Source organism: Kitasatospora sp. NPDC091276 (assembly GCF_040684355.1).
GTDB lineage: Bacteria > Actinomycetota > Actinomycetes > Streptomycetales > Streptomycetaceae > Kitasatospora.
On sequence record NZ_JBFBFU010000004.1, the window covers coordinates 216,181 to 234,890 of the forward strand.

Below are 18,710 nucleotides of genomic sequence, written 5' to 3' on the forward strand. Positions count from 1 at the left end.
GACGCAAGCCTTGGTTCCTTGACAGCTATATCCAGGAGTAAGTGCGCCCGTGGCTTCCACGAACGATCTCAAGAACGGCATGGTCCTCAAGCTGGAGGGCGGCAAGCTCTGGTCCGTCGTCGAGTTCCAGCACGTCAAGCCCGGCAAGGGCCCGGCCTTCGTGCGCACGAAGCTCAAGGAGGTCCTGACCGGCAAGGTCGTCGACAAGACCTTCAACGCCGGCACCAAGGTCGAGACCGCCAACGTCGACAAGCGCGGCATGCAGTTCTCGTACAAGGACGGCGAGAACTTCGTGTTCATGGACACGGACACCTACGACCAGATCGTGGTCGAGCCGGCCGTCGTCGGCGACGCCTCCAAGTACCTGCTGGAGGGCTTCGAGGCCCTGGTCGCCATGTACGAGGGCTCCCCGCTGTACATCGAGCTCCCGGCCTCCGTCGAGCTGCTGATCTCCCACACCGAGCCGGGCGTCCAGGGCGACCGCTCCACCGGCGGCTCCAAGCCGGCCACGCTGGAGACCGGTGCCGAGATCGCCGTGCCGCTCTTCATCGTCACCGGTGAGAAGATCAAGGTCGACACCCGCGACGGCAGCTACCTCGGCCGGGTGAAGTAAGTCCGTGTCGGCCGCACGTAGCAAGGCCCGCACCCGGGCCTTCCAGATCCTCTTCGAGGCCGACCACCGCGGGGTCGACCCGCAGCGGGTCCTCGCGGACTGGGTGGCCCGCGCCCGCGAGCCGAAGCCCGACGAGGGCACCCCGCAGGTCGGCGAGTACACCATGGAGCTGATCGAGGGGTACGTCCAGCACGCTCGCCGGATCGACGACCTGATCTCGCAGTACGCGGTGGGCTGGACCCTCGACCGGATGCCGATCGTGGACCGCAACGTCCTGCGGCTCGGCGCCTACGAGCTGATCTGGGAGGACGGCGTCCCGGACGCGGTCGTCCTGGACGAGGCCGTGGAGATCGCCAAGGAGTTCTCCACGGACGACTCCCCGGCCTTCGTCAACGGCCTGCTCGCCCGTTTCCTGGAGCTGAAGCCGAGCATCCGCCGGTAGGTCCCGACCACCGGTGGCGGTGAGACCCGCAGAACGGCCGCTGGACCCGGATTCCGGGTCCGGCGGCCGTCGCGCGTTTCACCCGGGCGGCGTAAGGTGGTGCCCTACTCGCCAGTAACTTGGCGTTCGGAAACCCGCAGTGAAGGGCAGGCCACCCCCATGACCACCGCGACCCGCAGCGAGTTCGACCAGGGCATCGCCCTGACCCGGCACCCTGACGAGCCCGGCCGCTACGAGGCCGAACTCGGTGCCGGCTGGCAGATCGGCGGCGGGGTCAACGGCGGGCTGCTGCTCGCCGTCGCCGGACACGCGCTGTCGCTGGAGCACGGTGACCACCCCGACCCGGTGTCGATCAGTGGTTACTACCTGTCCGCCTCCACGCCCGGCCCGGCCACCGTCCGCACCGAGGTGCTGCGCACCGGCCGCGGGCTCTCCACCGGCACCGCCTCGCTCAGCCAGGACGGCGTGGAGCGGCTGCGGGTGGTCGCCAGCCACGGCGACCTCTCCACCGCCGACGGCGAGGTGCGCACCAGCGCCGTGCCGCCGCAGCTGCCGCCGCCGGACCAGTGCGTCGGCGTCGAGCACGCGCCCCGGGAGCTGATCGCCCAGGCCGAGCTGTTGGAGCGCTTCGACCTGCGGCTGGACCCGGCCACCATCGGCTGGGCGCTCGGGCAGCCGTCCGGCAACGGGCGGATCCAGGGCTGGTTCCGGCTCGCCGACGGCCGCGATCCCGACCCGCTGCTGCTCCTGCTGGTCGCCGACGCGCTGCCGCCGGTGACCTTCGACCTGGGCATGCCCGGGTGGGCCCCGACCGTCGAACTGACCGTCCACCTGCGGGCCAGGCCGGTCCCGGGCTGGTTGCGGGTCACCCACGCCACCCGCAACGTGGCCGGCGGGTACTTCGAGGAGGACGCCGAGGTCTGGGACGAGTCCGGCCGCCTGGTCGCGCAGTCCCGCCAGCTCGCCCGGGTGCCGCGGACGGCGTGAATCACATCGTCTTACCGTCGGTTACATTTCTGTGACACGCCGTACGTGTGCGGCGCGCGCGGATGGGGAGATAGACGGTCAGCGGCGAGCCGGCCGCTGACCGTCACCCGCCGACGGTACCCGTCGATGCCAGGAGCCATCCCGTGAGCGAGCGCAGCGAGCGAACCACCGAGAGGCGCGCAGGGGCGCAGGCCCGTGCCGAGCGCAGCGAGGTGGGCGCATGAGCCGCAACGGCCGTGCCCGCCGCAACTCCGACTGCATCGCCGGCGGCCCGCGACCCACGGTGCGGGCGCCGCACCAGCGGCGGCGGGCCGAGGGGGCCGAGCAGGCGTTCGTCATCGGGATCCTGACCAGCGCGGCCGACTTCGCCCGGGCCCGCGCCTGGGGGCTGTCGAACGCCGCCGACCACGAGCACTACCTGGCCGAGACCGCCGAGCTGCTGGCCGACGCCCTGGACCGCTTCGACACCGTGCGGGCCCGGATGTTCCACCCGCAGGACTTCGCGGAGTTCTGCGTGCTGCACGGGCTGGACCCGGCCGAGCCGCTCGCCCGCGACCGCTACCTGGTCAATCCGCCGTTGCAGACCCAGCTGTTGGCCTATCAGGGCGAGGAACTGGCCGGGGACTTCGTGCCGCGCCTGGTCCGGGCCCGGGAGAACGGGCTGACGCTCTGCCACGCCGACCTGCTGCTGGACGGCGGCCTGTCCGGGGCCGCGGGCGAGGTCGACGAGGAGCACGCCCGCTGGGTGCGCGCCGCCCGCCAGCGCGGCGCCGAGGTGTTCCGCCGGATGCTGGTCGGCGCGGGCGCCGGGGTGTACGAGCTGCGGCTGCGGGTGGACGCGCCGGGCGGGCGGCTGACCGCGGCGGCCCGGGTGCTGCAGTGGGAGGACGGCGTGGTCCGGATCAACGACGAGGACCTGGAGCTGGTCTGCGCGGTGCTGTGCGCCGGATTGGCGCTGGAGCTGCCGGGGGTGGCGGTGCTGCACGGCTCGCAGGGCTCGGTGGCGGCGGGCGGCGCCCGTGGCGGAGCCGCCGACGAGCACTTCCTGCCGGCCTCCTGGGCCTGGTCGAGCGGCGGGCAGGACTGGGCGCCGGCTGCCGGGCCGGTGCGGCTGGACGGCGTGGCGGCGCAGCCCGGCTACAGCCTGGGGACGGTCTGCTGAGCCGGCCGTGGACGCGCGACGGCGCGGCCCCCGGGATGCGGGGTGCCGCGCCGTGACGTTTCTGCACGGCCCGGGGCGTGGCCAGGACCGCGGACCGAGCCGGCGGGAGCCGGTGCGGCGAGCGTCAGCTCGCCTCCTCCTCGCGCACCGCGCGGCGCGCGTCGGGGTTCAGCACGCCCCAGGAGATCAGCTGCTCGGTGAGGATCGACGGCGACTGGTCGTAGATGACCGCCAGGGTGCGCAGGTCGTCCTGGCGGATCGACAGCACCTTGCCGTTGTAGTCGCCGCGCTGGCTCTGGATCGTCGCCGCGTAGCGCTGCAGCGGGCCGGCCTTCTCGGACGGGACCTGGGTCAGTCTCTCCAGGTCGAGCACCAGACGCGGCGGCGGCTCGGCCGCGCCGCCGGGGGTGCCGCCGGGCAGCAGCTCCTGCACCGGGACGCCGTAGAACTCCGCCAGCTCGGCCAGCCGCTGCACGGTGACCGCACGGTCGCCGCGCTCGTACGAGCCGACGACGACTGCCTTCCAGCGCCCCTGGGACTTCTCCTCGACACCGTGCAGGGAGAGACCCTGCTGAGTGCGGATCGCTCGGAGCTTGCCTCCGAGTTGCTTCGCGTAGTCGCTGGACATTGATCTCCCCGGACGAGATTGCTTCGCGTTCAGTGGTGGGTCACGGACGATTGCCGACGCCGTTACCGGTGGGTTCGACGTCCGTCTCGTAACTCACTGTGAGGTTACGTAGAGTAAGGTAGCTGCGTCAAGCCGAATGGGGCAGTCGTGCGAATGGCCCGCATCCGCGGCGCGTCCGGGGCGTGAACCCGGCGAAGCGGAATGGTGCGTGTCCGGTTGCCTCCCGGCCCGCTGCTAGGATGGCTCGAAGCCCGCGCCCGGTCGGCGGGGGCAGTCCCAGACATCCTTTAAGGCCCGTCCAGTGAGGCGGGGAAGGAGGTCCGCTTCGGCATGACCACACACCAAGATTCGACGCCGCGACCGCCGCACCAGGTGCTGGACGGCACGGACATCGCCCGGGTCGTCACCCGGATAGCGCACGAGATCGTCGAGCGCGCCAAGGGCGCCGAGGACGTCGTGCTGCTCGGCATCCACACCAGGGGCGTCCACCTCGCCCGCCGCCTGCACGGCCGACTGGCCCAGATCACCGGGCGCGAGATCCCGCTCGGGGCCCTGGACATCACCATGTACCGGGACGACCTGCGGCTCAAGCCCGCCCGCGCCCTGGAGCACACCGAGATCCCGTCCGGCGGCATCGACGGCAAGCTCGTCATCCTCGTCGACGACGTGCTCTTCTCCGGCCGCACCATCCGGGCCGCGCTCGACGCGCTGAACGACATCGGCCGCCCGCGCGCCGTCCAGCTCGCCGTCCTGGTCGACCGCGGCCACCGCGAGCTGCCGATCCGGGCCGACTACGTGGGCAAGAACCTCCCCACCTCGCTGCGCGAGGCCGTGCAGGTGCGCCTGTCCGACAGCGACGGCGTGGACGCCGTGCTGGTCGGCGACCGCGACTACACCGATGCGTCGCGCTCCGCGCGCGATGAACAGGGTTCGCAGGCCCTGGCCTCCCAGCCGTCCGAACCGCACCTCCCGGAGTAACCCGCGTGAAGCGCCACCTCGTCTCCGCCGCCGATCTCACCCGCGACGACGCGCTGCTGATCCTGGACACCGCCGAGGAGCTGGCCCAGCTCTCCGGACGGGCCGTCAAGAAGCTGCCCACGCTGCGCGGCCGGACCGTCGTCAACCTCTTCTTCGAGGACTCGACCCGCACCAAGACCTCCTTCGAGGTCGCCGAGAAGCGGCTCTCCGCCGACGTCATCAACTTCTCCGCCAAGGGCTCCTCGGTCTCCAAGGGCGAGAGCCTCAAGGACACCGCGCTCACCCTCCAGGCGATGGGCGCCGACGCGGTCGTCGTCCGGCACCACGCCTCGGGCGCGCCGGCCCGTCTCGCCCAGTCCCACTGGCTGCACGGCAGCGTGATCAACGCCGGTGACGGCACCCACGAGCACCCCACCCAGGCGCTGCTCGACGCCTTCACCATGCGCCGCCACCTCAACGCCGGGCTGGGCCACGACCTCGCCGGGCGCCGGGTGACCATCGTCGGCGACATCCTGCACAGCCGGGTCGCCCGTTCCAACGTGCACCTGCTGACCACCCTCGGTGCCCAGGTGACCTTCGTCGCCCCGCCGACGCTGCTGCCGATCGGCATCGAGAACTGGCCCTGCGAGGTCAGCTACGACCTGGACCGCGTGCTCCCCAAGACGGACGCGGTGATGATGCTCCGGGTGCAGCGCGAGCGGATGAACGCCGCGTTCTTCCCGACCGAGCGCGAGTACAGCCGCCGCTACGGCCTGAACGGCACCCGGATGTCCCAGCTGCCCGAGCACGCCATCGTGATGCACCCCGGCCCGATGGTGCGCGGCATGGAGATCACCGCCGAGGTCGCCGACTCGCCGCGCTGCACCGTGGTCGAGCAGGTCGCCAACGGCGTGTCGGTCCGGATGGCCGTCCTGTACCTGCTGCTCGGGGGAGCCACCCTCAACGACGCCCGCACCGACTCCGTGGAGACCGCTCAGTGACCACCTACCTGATCCGCAACGCCCAGATCCTCGGCGGTGCCCCGCAGGACCTCCACCTCGCCGACGGTGTGATCCAGGCGATCGGCACCGACCTGGCGGTCGAGGCGGACATCGAGATCGAGGCCGGCGGCCTGATCGTGCTGCCCGGTCTCGTCGACCTGCACACCCACCTGCGCGAGCCCGGCCGCGAGGACGCCGAGACCGTGCTCACCGGCACCCGGGCCGCCGCGATGGGCGGCTTCACCGCCGTGCACGCGATGGCCAACACCACCCCGGTGGCCGACACCGCCGGCGTGGTCGAGCAGGTCTGGCGGCTCGGCCAGGAGGCCGGCTACTGCGACGTGCAGCCGGTCGGCGCCGTCACCGTCGGCCTGGAGGGCAACAAGCTCGCCGAGCTGGGCGCGATGCACGAGTCCGCCGCGAACGTGCGGGTCTTCTCCGACGACGGCAAGTGCGTGGACGACGCGGTGCTGATGCGCCGCGCCCTGGAGTACGTCAAGGCCTTCGACGGCGTCGTCGCCCAGCACGCCCAGGAGCCGCGGCTCACCGAGGGCGCCCAGATGAACGAGGGCCAGGTCTCCGGCGAGCTCGGGCTCGGCGGCTGGCCGGCCGTCGCCGAGGAGTCGATCATCGCGCGGGACGTGCTGCTCGCCGCGCACGTCGGCTCCCGGCTGCACGTCTGCCACGTCTCCACCGCAGGCTCGGTCGAGATCATCCGCTGGGCCAAGGCCAAGGGCTGGGACGTCACCGCCGAGGTCACCCCGCACCACCTGCTGCTCACCGACGAGCTGGTCCGCTCCTACGACCCGGTCTACAAGGTCAACCCGCCGCTGCGCACCGCCGAGGACGTCCAGGCGCTGCGCAAGGCGCTCGCGGACGGCACCATCGACGCCGTCGCCACCGACCACGCGCCGCACCCGGACGAGGACAAGGACTGCGAGTGGGCCGTCGCCGCGATGGGCATGGTCGGCCTGGAGACCGCGCTGTCGGTCGTGCAGCAGACCATGGTGGACACCGGCCTGCTGAACTGGGAGGGCGTCGCCGACCGCATGTCGCACCGCCCGGCCCGGATCGGCCGTCTCGCCGGACAGGGCCGTCCCGTCTCGGTCGGTGAGCCGGCCAACCTGGTGCTGTTCGATCCCGCGTACCGTGGTGCCGTGAACCCGGACAGCTTCGCCACCCGTAGCCGCAACACCCCGTACAAGGGCCTTGACCTGCCCGGACGGGTGCACGCCACCTTCCTGCGGGGGCGCGCCACCGTGCTGGCCGGCGAGCTGGCCGAGCAGGGCGGGGCGGCGTGACCGGCCCGGCCGCGCTCGCCCAGGAGCAGGCCAAGGTCACCAACTGGCCCGGGTACATCGGCTGGGCCGTCGGCCTGCTGATCGTCATCGGGCTCGTCTACTGGCTGATGCGGCAGGGCTGGAACTGGCGGCGCACCCTCCAGTCCGGCATCCCGCCGCTGCCCGCCGTGCCGGCCGGCGCCGGGCGGACCATCCTGGAGACCAGCGGGCGCTACCACGGCTCCACCACCGCCGGGAACTGGCTCGACCGGGTCGTCGCGCACGGCCTGGGCACCCGCAGCCGCGCCGACCTCACCCTCGGCGAGGACGGCCTGCTGGTGCGGCGTCCCGGTGACGTCGACCTCTGGATCCCGGCCGAGCACCTGACCGGTGCCCGCACGGACTCCGGGATCGCCGGCAAGGTCGTCCCGGCCGGGCTGCTCGTCGTCACCTGGACGCACGAGGGCACCGAGCTGGACTCGGGCTTCCGGGCCGACCACCCGGACGAGCACGCCGCCTGGGTCGAGGCGATCGCCCAACTCGCAACACGTACGAAGACGAAGACGGAAGAGGCCGCTCAATGACCGCACCTGCCCCCACCACGCAGCGCCGACGGCGGGAGCGCACCCCCGCCGTGCTCGTCCTGGAGGACGGCCGGACCTTCCGCGGCGAGGCCTACGGCGCGACCGGCGAGACCTTCGGCGAGGCCGTCTTCAACACCGGCATGTCCGGCTACCAGGAGACCCTCACCGACCCGTCGTACCACCGCCAGGTGGTCGTGATGACCGCCCCGCAGATCGGCAACACCGGCTGGAACGACGAGGACGACGAGTCCAAGCGGATCTGGGTCGCCGGGTACGTCGTACGCGACCCCGCCCGGGTGGCGTCCAACTGGCGCTCCACCCGCTCGCTGGACGAGGAGCTCGTCCGCCAGGGCGTCGTCGGCATCAGCGGCATCGACACCCGGGCGCTCACCCGCCACCTGCGCGAGCGCGGCGCGATGCGCTGCGGCATCTTCTCCGGCGAGGCGCTGACCGACCAGGCCGAACTGCTCGCCCGGGTGCAGCGGTCGCCCGAGATGAAGGGCGCCGACCTGTGCGCCGAGGTGGCCACCACCGAGGCGTACGTCGTGCCCGCGATCGGTCCCGGCGGCGAAGCCCTGCCCATCGGCACTGCGGAGTTCACCGTCGCCGCGCTGGACCTCGGCATCAAGGGGATGACCCCGCAGCGGATGGCCGAGCGCGGCATCGAGGTGCACGTGCTGCCGGCCAACTCCACCCTGGAGGACCTCTACGCGGTCCAGCCGGACGGCGTGTTCTTCTCCAACGGCCCGGGCGACCCGGCCACCGCCGACCACCAGGTCGCCGTCGCGCAGGGCGTGCTGGAGCGCGGGACCCCGTTCTTCGGGATCTGCTTCGGCAACCAGATCCTCGGCCGCGCGCTGGGCTTCGGCACCTACAAGCTCAAGTACGGCCACCGCGGCATCAACCAGCCGGTGCAGGACCGCACCACCGGCAAGGTCGAGGTGACCGCGCACAACCACGGCTTCGCCGTGGACGCACCGCTGGACCGGGTGAGCGACACCCCCTTCGGGCGGGTCGAGGTCTCCCACGTCTGCCTCAACGACGACGTGGTCGAGGGCCTCCAGGCGCTCGACGTCCCCGCCTTCAGCGTGCAGTACCACCCCGAAGCGGCGGCCGGCCCGCACGACGCGGCCTACCTCTTCGACCGGTTCGTCGAGCTCATGCGAGGCGACGACAAGCACAGCGTGAAGCTCATGGAGGGCCAGCGTGCCTAAGCGCACTGACATCAAGTCCGTCCTGGTGATCGGGTCCGGCCCGATCGTGATCGGCCAGGCCGCCGAGTTCGACTACTCGGGCACGCAGGCCTGCCGCGTCCTCAAGGCCGAGGGCCTGCGGGTCGTGCTGGTCAACTCCAACCCGGCCACGATCATGACCGACCCGGAGATCGCCGACGCCACCTACGTCGAGCCGATCACCCCGGAGTTCGTCGAGCGGATCATCGCCAAGGAGCGCCCCGACGCGCTGCTGCCGACCCTCGGCGGGCAGACCGCGCTCAACACCGCGATCTCCCTGCACTCGGCCGGGACGCTGGAGAAGTACGGCGTCGAGCTGATCGGCGCCGACGTGGTGGCGATCAACAAGGGCGAGGACCGCGAGCTGTTCAAGGGCGTCGTCGAGGCGGTCAACGCCAAGATCGGCCACGGCGAGTCCGCCCGCTCGGTCATCTGCCACTCGATGGACGACGTGCTGGCCGGCGTCGACACGCTCGGCGGCTACCCGGTCGTCGTGCGCCCCTCCTTCACCATGGGCGGCGCCGGCTCCGGCTTCGCCCACGACGAGGAGGACCTGCGCCGCATCGCCGGCCAGGGCCTGGCCCTCTCGCCGACCACCGAGGTGCTCCTGGAGGAGTCCATCCTCGGCTGGAAGGAGTACGAGCTGGAGCTGATGCGCGACAAGAACGACAACGTCGTGGTCGTCTGCTCCATCGAGAACTTCGACCCGATGGGCGTGCACACCGGTGACTCGATCACCGTCGCCCCGGCGATGACCCTCACCGACCGTGAGTACCAGATCCTGCGCGACATCGGCATCGCCGTGATCCGCGAGGTCGGCGTCGACACCGGCGGCTGCAACATCCAGTTCGCCGTCAACCCCGACGACGGCCGGGTCATCGTCATCGAGATGAACCCGCGGGTGTCGCGCTCCTCCGCGCTGGCCTCGAAGGCGACCGGCTTCCCGATCGCCAAGATCGCCGCCAAGCTGGCCGTCGGCTACACGCTCGACGAGATCCCCAACGACATCACCGAGCAGACCCCGGCCTCCTTCGAGCCGGCCCTCGACTACGTCGTGGTGAAGGTCCCCCGGTTCGCGTTCGAGAAGTTCCCGAGCGCCGACGCCACGCTGACCACCACCATGAAGTCGGTCGGCGAGGCCATGGCCATGGGCCGCAACTTCCCCGAGGCGCTGCAGAAGGCGCTGCGCTCGCTGGAGAAGAAGGGCTCCCAGTTCTCCTGGACCGGCCCGGTCGGCGACAAGGCCGAGCTGCTGGTCAAGGCGGTCGTGCCGACCGACGGCCGGATCAACACCGTGATGCAGGCCATCCGGGCCGGCGCCACCCCGGAGGAGGTGTTCGAGGCCACCAAGATCGACCCGTGGTTCGTCGACCAGCTCTTCCTGCTCGACGAGATCGCCGGCGAGCTGACCGAGGCCGCCGAGCTCACCCCCGAACTGCTGCGCCACGCCAAGCGGCACGGCTTCTCCGACCAGCAGATCGGCGAGATCCGCGGCCTGAAGCCGGACGTCGTCCGCGAGGTCCGGCACGCGCTCGGCATCCGCCCGGTGTTCAAGACCGTCGACACCTGCGCCGCCGAGTTCGCCGCCAAGACCCCGTACTTCTACTCGTCCTACGACGAGGAGAACGAGGTCGCCCCGCGCACCAAGCCGGCCGTGATCATCCTCGGCTCCGGCCCGAACCGCATCGGCCAGGGCATCGAGTTCGACTACTCCTGCGTGCACGCCTCCTTCGCGCTGGCCGACGCCGGGTACGAGACCGTGATGGTCAACTGCAACCCGGAGACCGTCTCCACCGACTACGACACCTCCGACCGGCTCTACTTCGAGCCGCTCACCCTGGAGGACGTGCTGGAGATCGTCCACGCCGAGCAGCAGGCCGGCCCGCTGGCCGGCGTGATCGTCCAGCTCGGCGGCCAGACCCCGCTCGGCCTGGCCCAGGCGCTCAAGGACAACGGCGTGCCGATCGTCGGCACCCAGCCCGAGGCGATCGACCTCGCCGAGGAGCGCGGCGCCTTCGGCCGCGTGCTGCGCGACGCCGGCCTGCCCGCCCCCAAGCACGGCACCGCCTTCTCCTTCGCCGAGGCCAAGGCCATCGCCGACGAGATCGGCTACCCGGTGCTCGCCCGCCCGTCGTACGTGCTCGGCGGCCGCGGCATGGAGATCGTCTACGACGAGGCCTCGCTCGCCTCCTACCTGGAGCGCCACGCCGGCCTGATCTCCGAGCACCCGGTGCTCATCGACCGCTTCCTCGACGACGCGGTGGAGATCGACGTCGACGCGCTCTACGACGGCACCGAGCTCTACCTCGGCGGCGTCATGGAGCACATCGAGGAGGCCGGCATCCACTCCGGCGACTCCGCCTGCGCGCTGCCCCCGATCACCCTCGGCGGCTACGACATCAAGCGCCTGCGCACCTCCACCGAGGCCATCGCGCGCGGCGTCGGCGTCCGCGGCCTGATCAACATCCAGTTCGCACTGGCCGGGGACATCCTGTACGTGCTGGAGGCCAACCCGCGCGCCTCCCGCACCGTGCCGTTCACCTCCAAGGCGACCGCCGTGCCGCTGGCCAAGGCCGCCGCCCGGATCTCGCTCGGCGCCACCATCGCCGAACTGCGCGCCGAGGGCCTGCTCCCGGCCGAGGGCGACGGCGGCACGCTGCCGGCCGACGCGCCGATCGCGGTCAAGGAGGCCGTGATGCCGTGGAGCCGCTTCCGCGACATCCACGGCCGCGGCGTGGACACCGTGCTCGGCCCGGAGATGCGCTCGACCGGCGAGGTCATGGGCATCGACAAGGTCTTCGGCACGGCCTACGCCAAGGCCCAGGCCGGCGCCTACGGCGCGCTGCCGACCAAGGGCAAGGTCTTCGTCTCGGTCGCCAACCGCGACAAGCGCAACCTGGTCTTCCCGGCCCGCGCGCTGGTCGGCCTCGGCTTCGAGGTGCTCGCCACCGCCGGCACCGCCGAGGTGCTGCACCGCGGCGGCATCCCGTCCACGCTGGTGCGCAAGCACAGCGAGGGCGAGGGCCCCAACGGCGAGCGGACCATCGTCCAGCTGATCCACGACGGTGAGGTCGACCTCATCATCAACACGCCGTACGGCACCGGCGGGCGCCTCGACGGCTACGAGATCCGCACCGCCGCCGTGTCCCGCGGCGTGCCCTGCCTGACCACGGTCCAGGCGATGGGCGCGGCCGTCCAGGGCATGGACGCGCTGCTGCGCGACGAGGTCGGGGTGATGTCGCTCCAGGAGCACGCCGCGCTGATCAACGCCGGCCGCAAGTAGCACCACCGCAGTGGGGGGCACCGAGGCCGGCCGGGTGCCCCCCACTTCCATGCCCTGATCCGGGTGCTCACGCTCAGATCCGGGCCCTGATCCGGGAGTTGGGTTTTTGTACAAGCTGCTGTTCGACCTCGTCTTCAAGAAGATGGACCCCGAGAAGGCCCACCACCTCGCCTTCTTCTGGATCCGGCTCGCCTCCTCGGTGCCCGGCCTGCGCACGCTGGTGCGGCTGGTGCTCGCCCCGCGTGACCGGGCGCTGCACACCACCGCCCTCGGCCTCGACCTGCCGGGGCCGTTCGGCCTGGCGGCCGGCTTCGACAAGAACGGCGTCGGCATCGACGGCCTGGCGATGCTCGGCTTCGACTACGTCGAGATCGGCACCATCACCGGCGAGCCCCAGCCGGGCAACCCGACGCCCCGGCTGTTCCGCCTGGTCGAGGACCGCGCGCTGATCAACCGGATGGGCTTCAACAACCAGGGCTCGGCCCGGGTCGCCGCGCGCCTCGCCGCCCGCCCGCACACCAGCTCCACCCCGGTGATCGGCGTCAACATCGGCAAGACCAAGGTGGTCGAGGAGGCCGACGCCGTCGCCGACTACGTCAAGTCCACCGAGCGGCTGGCCAAGTACGCCGACTACCTGGTCGTCAACGTCAGTTCGCCGAACACCCCCGGGCTGCGCAACCTCCAGGCCGTGGACCACCTGCGCCCGCTGCTCGCCGCCGTCCGCGAGGCCGCCGACCGCACCACCGCGCACCACGTCCCGCTGCTGGTCAAGATCGCCCCCGACCTGGCCGACGAGGACGTCGACGCGGTCGCCGACCTCGCCCTGGAACTGGGCCTGGACGGCATCATCGCCACCAACACCACGATCGGTCGCGAAGGCCTGCGCGCCGACGCCGCCCGGGTCGAGGAGATCGGCATGGGCGGCCTGTCCGGCGCCCCGCTCAAGGCCCGCGCCCTGGAGGTGCTCCAGCGCCTGCGCGCCCGGACCGGGGGCCGGCTGACGCTCGTCTCGGTCGGCGGCGTCGAGACCGCCGAGGACGCCTGGCAGCGGATCGTCCACGGCGCGGACCTCGTCCAGGGCTACAGCGCCTTCATCTACGAGGGCCCGTTCTGGTGCCGCCGGATCCACCGGGGCCTCTCCGCCCGGATCCGGGCCGCGGGGTTCCGCGACCTGGCAGCCGCCGTCGGCAGCGCCGTCGACGGCACCAGGGCCGCCTCCTGAACCACCGTGCGGCCCCGGCCCGTACGACGCCCCGTACGAGCCGCGCACGACCTCCGTACGGCCTCCGTGCGGCCTCCCCACGACCTTCCGGAAGGACGACATGACCCTCGCCCCGTTCGGCGCCCGGCTGCGCCAGGCCCTCGACACCCGCGGCCAGCTCTGCGTCGGCATCGACCCGCACGCCTCCCTGCTCGCCGCCTGGGGGCTCGGCGACGACCTCGCCGGCCTGGAGACCTTCAGCCGCACCGTCGTCGAGGCGCTGGCCGACCGGGTGGCCGTGCTCAAGCCGCAGGCCGCCTTCTTCGAGCGCTTCGGCAGCAAGGGCGTCGCGGTGCTGGAGAAGTCCGTCGAGGAGGCCAGGGCGGCCGGCGCGCTGGTCCTGATGGACGCCAAGCGCGGCGACATCGGTTCCACCATGGCCGCCTACGCGGAGGCCTTCCTGTCGCCCGGCAGCCCGCTGTTCTCGGACGCCGTCACGGTCAGCCCGTACCTGGGCTTCGGCTCGCTGCGCCCGGCCCTCGACCTGGCCCGCGCGCAGGGCTGCGGCGTGTTCGCGCTGGCGCTCACCTCCAACCCGGAGGGCCACGAGGTGCAGCGGGCGGTCGGCGCGGACGGCGAGTCGGTCGCGGCCTCGGTGCTGCGGCAGCTGGCGGCGGAGAACGGCGACGCCGCCCCGCTGGGCTCCTTCGGCGCGGTCGTCGGCGCGACGCTCGCCGACGCGGGCGTGGAACTGGCCATCAACGGCCCGCTGCTGGCCCCCGGGATCGGCGCCCAGGGCGCGACGATGGCCGACCTGCCGCGGGTGTTCGGCGCCGCGGTGATCAACGTGGTGCCGAGCGTCAGCCGGGACGTGCTCAAGCACGGTCCGTCGGTGGCGGCCCTGCGCTCGGCGGCCGAGCGGTTCGTCGGCGAGTACGCGGACGCGGTGAAGTAGCGGCGATCGAGGGCGCGAGCGCGTAGCGGGGCGATGACCCTGCGCAGTGTGCGCAGCCCGGCGAGGGTCCCCGGACCTCCCCGGAGTTGACGTGAGCGCCGTCACATTGGCGGTGTCAAAGTTTCGCAATCGCGGTCATTTTGCCCTGGAAAGTCCTGGTCGGCCTTGGCTGACCAGGACTTTTCGTGTTCTTTTCCTGACGTGGCGCCGCAATCCGGGTAGTGTCCGGCGATAGGTCATCGGCGAGCCGCGAAACCCGTAGCTCCCGCAGGTCAAGGGCCCTCTGGTTCCCCTTGCGGACGGTGTCCTGGGATCCAAACCAGTCATAGCTCAATCCCTTCCTTCCACACCCTGAGGTGAACGGCGTGGCTCTTCCGCCCCTTACCCCTGAACAGCGCACCGCCGCGCTCGCCAAGGCCGCCGAGGCTCGCCGGGAGCGCGCCGAGGTCAAGAACCGGCTCAAGCACTCCGGCGCCTCCCTGCACGAGGTGATCAAGGCCGGAAAGGCCGAGAACGACGTCATCGGCAAGATGAAGGTCTCCGCACTGCTGGAGTCCCTTCCCGGCGTCGGCAAGGTCCGTGCCAAGCAGATCATGGAACGCCTCGGCATCAGCGAGAGCCGGCGCGTCCGCGGCCTCGGTACGAACCAGATCGCCTCCCTGGAGCGGGAGTTCGGCGGCGGTGCCGCCTGACCGTGCCCCGTGGTCCCGGGACCGTCCGCGATCCGGGATAATCGGTGCATGAGTGAGCGTCCGCGGCTGACCGTGCTCTCCGGCCCTTCGGGGGTCGGCAAGAGCACGGTCGTCGCTCATATGAGGAAGCAGCACCCCGAGGTCTGGCTCTCGGTGTCGGCGACGACCCGGCACCCGAGGCCGGGCGAGCAGAACGGGGTCCAGTACCACTTCGTCGACAACGACGAGTTCGACAAGCTGATCGCCAACGGCGAGCTGCTGGAGTGGGCCGTCTTCGCCGGCAACCGCTACGGCACCCCGCGCTCGGCGGTGCTGGAGAAGCTGGAGCGCGGCGAGCCCGTCCTGCTGGAGATCGACCTCCAGGGCGCCCGCCAGGTGCGCGAGTCGATGCCCGAGGCGCAGCTGGTCTTCCTGGCCCCGCCGAGCTGGGACGAGCTGGTCCGGCGGCTGACCGGTCGGGGCACGGAGTCGCGGGACGTGATCGCGAAGCGGCTGGAGGCGGCGAAGGTCGAACTCGCGGCCGAGCCCGAGTTCGACGCGACCCTTGTCAACACCTCCGTCGAGCAGGTAGCGGCCGAACTGCTAGCCTTGCTCGGTGTAGCCTGACCTGTCTGTCTTTTCCACCCTTTCGGAAGGTTTTCGCGTGTCCTCTTCCATGACCGCGCCCGAGGGCATCATCAACCCGCCGATCGACGAGCTGCTTGAGGCCACCGACTCCAAGTACAGCCTCGTGATCTACGCCGCCAAGCGCGCGCGCCAGATCAACGCGTACTACTCCCAGCTCGGTGAGGGCCTGCTCGAGTACGTCGGCCCGCTGGTCGACACCCACGTGCACGAGAAGCCGCTGTCGATCGCGCTGCGCGAGATCAACGCGGGCATGCTGACCGCCGAGGCGATCGAAGCCGCCTGAGGCGGTGCTCCGAAGCTTGTGGAAGGGCCCGGCGGAATCGTTTCCGCCGGGCCCTTCGGCGTTCCCGGGGGCTGTGGGACCGACCACGGTGCGCGCGGCGGCTGAGGGGCCGTAGGGTGTGCACGTCCCAGGAGTGGAGGAGAGCGGGAGTATGAGCGCGACTTCGGACCGGAGCGGGTCGGCGGACGCGCCGCGCGTCGCCCTCGGCGTCAGCGGCGGCATCGCCGCCTACAAGGCGTGCGAGCTGCTCCGCCGGTTCACCGAGTCCGGCCACCAGGTCACCGTGGTGCCCACCGAGGCCGCGCTGCACTTCGTCGGCGAGGCCACCTGGGCCGCGCTCTCCGGCCGCCCGGCCGCCACCGAGACCTGGGAGCGCGTGCACGAGGTGCCGCACGTGCGGATCGGCCAGCAGGCCGACCTGGTCGTGGTCGCCCCCGCCACCGCCGACCTGATCGCCAAGGCCGCCCACGGCCTCGCCGACGACCTGCTCACCAACACCCTGCTCACCGCCCGCTGTCCGGTCGTCCTGGCGCCCGCCATGCACACCGAGATGTGGGAGCACCCCGCCACCCGGGACAACGTCGCCACGCTGCGCCGCCGGGGCGTGATCGTGCTGGAGCCGGCCGTCGGGCGGCTCACCGGCAAGGACACCGGCAAGGGGCGGCTGCCCGAGCCGTCCGCGATCTTCGACGCCTGCCGGGCCGTGCTGCGCCGGGGCGGGGCCGCCCCGACCGACCTGGCGGGTCGGCACGTGGTGGTCTCGGCCGGTGGCACCCGCGAGCCGCTGGACCCGGTGCGCTTCCTGGGCAACCGCTCCTCCGGCAAGCAGGGCTACGCGCTCGCCGTGACGGCCGCGGCCCGTGGGGCGCGCGTGACGTTGGTCTCGGCCAACGCGGAGCTCGCCGACCCGGCCGGGGTCGACGTGGTGCACGTCTCGACCGCGCTGGAGCTGCGCGAGGCGGCGCTGAAGGCGGCTGCGTCGGCCGACGCCGTGGTCATGGCCGCGGCCGTGGCGGACTTCCGGCCCGCCGAGTACGCCAGTGGCAAGATCAAGAAGGTCGAGGGGGTCGAGCCGGCGCCGGTCGCCCTCGTCCGCAACCCCGACGTCCTGGCCGAGCTGGCGGCGCACCGCGCCCGTTCGGGCCAACTCGTGGTGGGTTTCGCGGCGGAGACCGACGACGTGCTCGCCAACGGCCGCGCCAAGCTCGCCCGCAAGGGCTGCGACCTGTTGGTCGTCAACGAGGTGGGCAACGGCAAGGCCTTCGGGACGGACGTCAACGAGGCCGTGGTACTGGGCTCGGACGGCAGTGAGACGGCCGTTCCGGTGGGCCCGAAGGAGGCGTTGGCGGACGTGGTCTGGGACCTGGTCGTCAAGCGGCTGGAAACGGTCGGCGACTGATCAAGCCCTGCTGGAGATCGGTCGCGATTTCCGGAAGCGGGTGACGTTCGGCGGAGGCATCCCGTTAGACTCCAGGAATCAAGTCTTTCCGGATGTCCCCGGTTCGCCGGGGGCCTTCAGTCAGCAGCCGCTGCAACCCCAGGGAGCGCTGTGTCTCGCCGCCTGTTCACCTCGGAGTCCGTCACCGAGGGACACCCCGACAAGATCGCTGACCAGATCAGCGACACGATCCTTGACGCTCTCCTCCGGGAGGACCCGACCTCCCGGGTCGCCGTGGAGACGCTCATCACCACCGGCCAGGTGCACGTGGCCGGCGAGGTGACCACCAAGGCGTACGCGCCGATCGCCCAGCTCGTCCGGGACAAGATCCTGGAGATCGGCTACGACAGCTCCAAGAAGGGCTTCGACGGCGCCTCCTGCGGCGTGTCGGTGTCCATCGGCGCGCAGTCGCCCGACATCGCCCAGGGCGTCGACACCGCGTACGAGGCTCGGGTCGAAGGCGACGAGGACGACCTGGACAAGCAGGGCGCCGGCGACCAGGGCCTGATGTTCGGCTACGCGTCCGACGAGACGCCCGAGCTGATGCCGCTGCCGATCACCCTCGCGCACCGCCTCTCGCGCCGCCTGACCGAGGTCCGCAAGAACGGGACCATCCCGTACCTGCGCCCCGACGGCAAGACCCAGGTCACCATCGAGTACGACGGCGACAAGGCCGTCCGCCTCGACACCGTGGTGGTCTCCACCCAGCACGCCAGTGACATCGACCTGGAGTCGCTGCTCACCCCGGACATCCGCGAGTTCGTGGTCGAGCCCGAGCTGAAGGCGCTCGCCGAGCAGGGCATCAAGCTGGTCACCGAGGGCTACCGCCTGCTGGTGAACCCGACCGGCCGCTTCGAGATCGGCGGCCCGATGGGCGACGCCGGCCTCACCGGCCGCAAGATCATCATCGACACCTACGGCGGCATGGCCCGCCACGGTGGCGGCGCCTTCTCCGGCAAGGACCCGTCCAAGGTCGACCGCTCGGCCGCGTACGCGATGCGCTGGGTGGCGAAGAACATCGTCGCCGCCGGCCTCGCCCGCCGCGCCGAGGTGCAGGTCGCGTACGCGATCGGCAAGGCCGAGCCCGTGGGCCTGTTCGTCGAGACCTTCGGCACCGAGACCGTGCCGGTGCTGACCATCCAGAAGGCCGTCACCGACGTCTTCGACCTGCGCCCGGCCGCGATCATCCGCGACCTGGACCTGCTGCGCCCGATCTACTCCCAGACCGCGGCGTACGGCCACTTCGGCCGTGAGCTGCCCGAGTTCACCTGGGAGCGCACCGACCGGGTGGAGCAGCTGAAGGCGGCCGTGAAGGACTGAACGGCCTGATCGTCCGGAAGCGGCG

The 18,710-nt window shown here is 71.7% G+C and carries 18 protein-coding genes; 17 read left to right on the forward strand and 1 reads right to left on the reverse strand.

Annotated elements, in window-relative coordinates; all coding sequences use genetic code 11:
- The first annotated feature begins 49 nt into the window (after positions 1–49).
- From efp to AB0O19_RS06975, 4 genes are all read left to right on the forward strand, one after another.
- Positions 50–613: an elongation factor P gene (gene efp / locus AB0O19_RS06960; RefSeq protein WP_350877845.1), complete on the forward strand. Its 564-nt coding sequence runs from the start codon at positions 50–52 to the stop codon at positions 611–613.
- Between the two features lie 4 nt (positions 614–617).
- Positions 618–1,055: a transcription antitermination factor NusB gene (nusB, locus tag AB0O19_RS06965; RefSeq protein WP_063346766.1), complete on the forward strand. Its 438-nt coding sequence runs from the start codon at positions 618–620 to the stop codon at positions 1,053–1,055.
- A 159-nt stretch (positions 1,056–1,214) separates the two neighbouring features.
- Entirely contained in the window at positions 1,215–2,042 is an 828-nt protein-coding gene (locus AB0O19_RS06970) for a thioesterase family protein (protein ID WP_363618287.1), read from the forward strand.
- A 220-nt stretch (positions 2,043–2,262) separates the two neighbouring features.
- Positions 2,263–3,204 carry a hypothetical protein gene (locus AB0O19_RS06975; RefSeq protein ID WP_363618289.1) on the forward strand — a complete coding sequence of 314 codons (942 nt, stop codon included), beginning with the start codon at positions 2,263–2,265 and terminating at the stop codon, positions 3,202–3,204.
- A 124-nt stretch (positions 3,205–3,328) separates the two neighbouring features.
- Here the strand turns inward: AB0O19_RS06975 and AB0O19_RS06980 are convergent, their stop codons facing one another.
- Positions 3,329–3,832 carry a transcriptional regulator gene (locus tag AB0O19_RS06980; protein WP_031072501.1) on the reverse strand — a complete coding sequence of 168 codons (504 nt, stop codon included), beginning with the start codon at positions 3,830–3,832 and terminating at the stop codon, positions 3,329–3,331.
- 330 nt (positions 3,833–4,162) lie between these two features.
- Between AB0O19_RS06980 and pyrR the strand changes: the two genes are divergently transcribed.
- From pyrR to metK, 13 genes are all read left to right on the forward strand, one after another.
- Complete coding sequence (gene pyrR / locus AB0O19_RS06985; protein ID WP_363372728.1) at positions 4,163–4,810, forward strand: bifunctional pyr operon transcriptional regulator/uracil phosphoribosyltransferase PyrR; 648 nt, start codon at positions 4,163–4,165, stop codon at positions 4,808–4,810.
- A gap of 5 nt (positions 4,811–4,815) precedes the next feature.
- Positions 4,816–5,790 carry an aspartate carbamoyltransferase catalytic subunit gene (locus tag AB0O19_RS06990; protein ID WP_363618291.1) on the forward strand — a complete coding sequence of 325 codons (975 nt, stop codon included), beginning with the start codon at positions 4,816–4,818 and terminating at the stop codon, positions 5,788–5,790.
- Positions 5,787–7,091 carry a dihydroorotase gene (locus AB0O19_RS06995; protein ID WP_363618293.1) on the forward strand — a complete coding sequence of 435 codons (1,305 nt, stop codon included), beginning with the start codon at positions 5,787–5,789 and terminating at the stop codon, positions 7,089–7,091. The genes AB0O19_RS06990 and AB0O19_RS06995 overlap by 4 nt, the downstream gene beginning before the upstream one ends.
- Positions 7,088–7,654 (forward strand): hypothetical protein, encoded by a 567-nt coding sequence (locus AB0O19_RS07000; protein ID WP_363618295.1) that lies wholly within the window; start codon positions 7,088–7,090, stop codon positions 7,652–7,654. Before AB0O19_RS06995 ends, AB0O19_RS07000 begins: the two co-directional genes overlap by 4 nt.
- Positions 7,651–8,868 (forward strand): glutamine-hydrolyzing carbamoyl-phosphate synthase small subunit, encoded by a 1,218-nt coding sequence (carA, locus tag AB0O19_RS07005; RefSeq protein WP_363583144.1) that lies wholly within the window; start codon positions 7,651–7,653, stop codon positions 8,866–8,868. Before AB0O19_RS07000 ends, carA begins: the two co-directional genes overlap by 4 nt.
- Entirely contained in the window at positions 8,861–12,169 is a 3,309-nt protein-coding gene (gene carB, locus AB0O19_RS07010; RefSeq protein ID WP_363618297.1) for a carbamoyl-phosphate synthase large subunit, read from the forward strand. The genes carA and carB overlap by 8 nt, the downstream gene beginning before the upstream one ends.
- Before the next feature lie 106 nt (positions 12,170–12,275).
- The gene (locus AB0O19_RS07015) at positions 12,276–13,391 is read left to right on the forward strand and encodes a quinone-dependent dihydroorotate dehydrogenase (RefSeq protein ID WP_363618299.1); all 1,116 of its coding nucleotides are present in this window, start codon (positions 12,276–12,278) and stop codon (positions 13,389–13,391) included.
- A gap of 100 nt (positions 13,392–13,491) precedes the next feature.
- On the forward strand, positions 13,492–14,325 hold the full coding sequence (gene pyrF / locus AB0O19_RS07020; protein ID WP_350877835.1) for an orotidine-5'-phosphate decarboxylase: 834 nt from the start codon (positions 13,492–13,494) through the stop codon (positions 14,323–14,325).
- A 365-nt stretch (positions 14,326–14,690) separates the two neighbouring features.
- Entirely contained in the window at positions 14,691–15,017 is a 327-nt protein-coding gene (gene mihF / locus AB0O19_RS07025; protein WP_063346755.1) for an integration host factor, actinobacterial type, read from the forward strand.
- Positions 15,018–15,065: 48 nt separating this feature from the next.
- Positions 15,066–15,623 (forward strand): guanylate kinase, encoded by a 558-nt coding sequence (gene gmk, locus AB0O19_RS07030; RefSeq protein WP_363618301.1) that lies wholly within the window; start codon positions 15,066–15,068, stop codon positions 15,621–15,623.
- A gap of 37 nt (positions 15,624–15,660) precedes the next feature.
- Complete coding sequence (gene rpoZ / locus AB0O19_RS07035; RefSeq protein WP_030240625.1) at positions 15,661–15,927, forward strand: DNA-directed RNA polymerase subunit omega; 267 nt, start codon at positions 15,661–15,663, stop codon at positions 15,925–15,927.
- A gap of 151 nt (positions 15,928–16,078) precedes the next feature.
- Positions 16,079–17,326, forward strand: coding sequence for a bifunctional phosphopantothenoylcysteine decarboxylase/phosphopantothenate--cysteine ligase CoaBC (gene coaBC / locus AB0O19_RS07040; protein WP_063346753.1), 1,248 nt, complete (start codon positions 16,079–16,081; stop codon positions 17,324–17,326).
- 150 nt (positions 17,327–17,476) lie between these two features.
- On the forward strand, positions 17,477–18,685 hold the full coding sequence (gene metK, locus AB0O19_RS07045; protein WP_350877833.1) for a methionine adenosyltransferase: 1,209 nt from the start codon (positions 17,477–17,479) through the stop codon (positions 18,683–18,685).
- Positions 18,686–18,710: the final 25 nt, after the last annotated feature.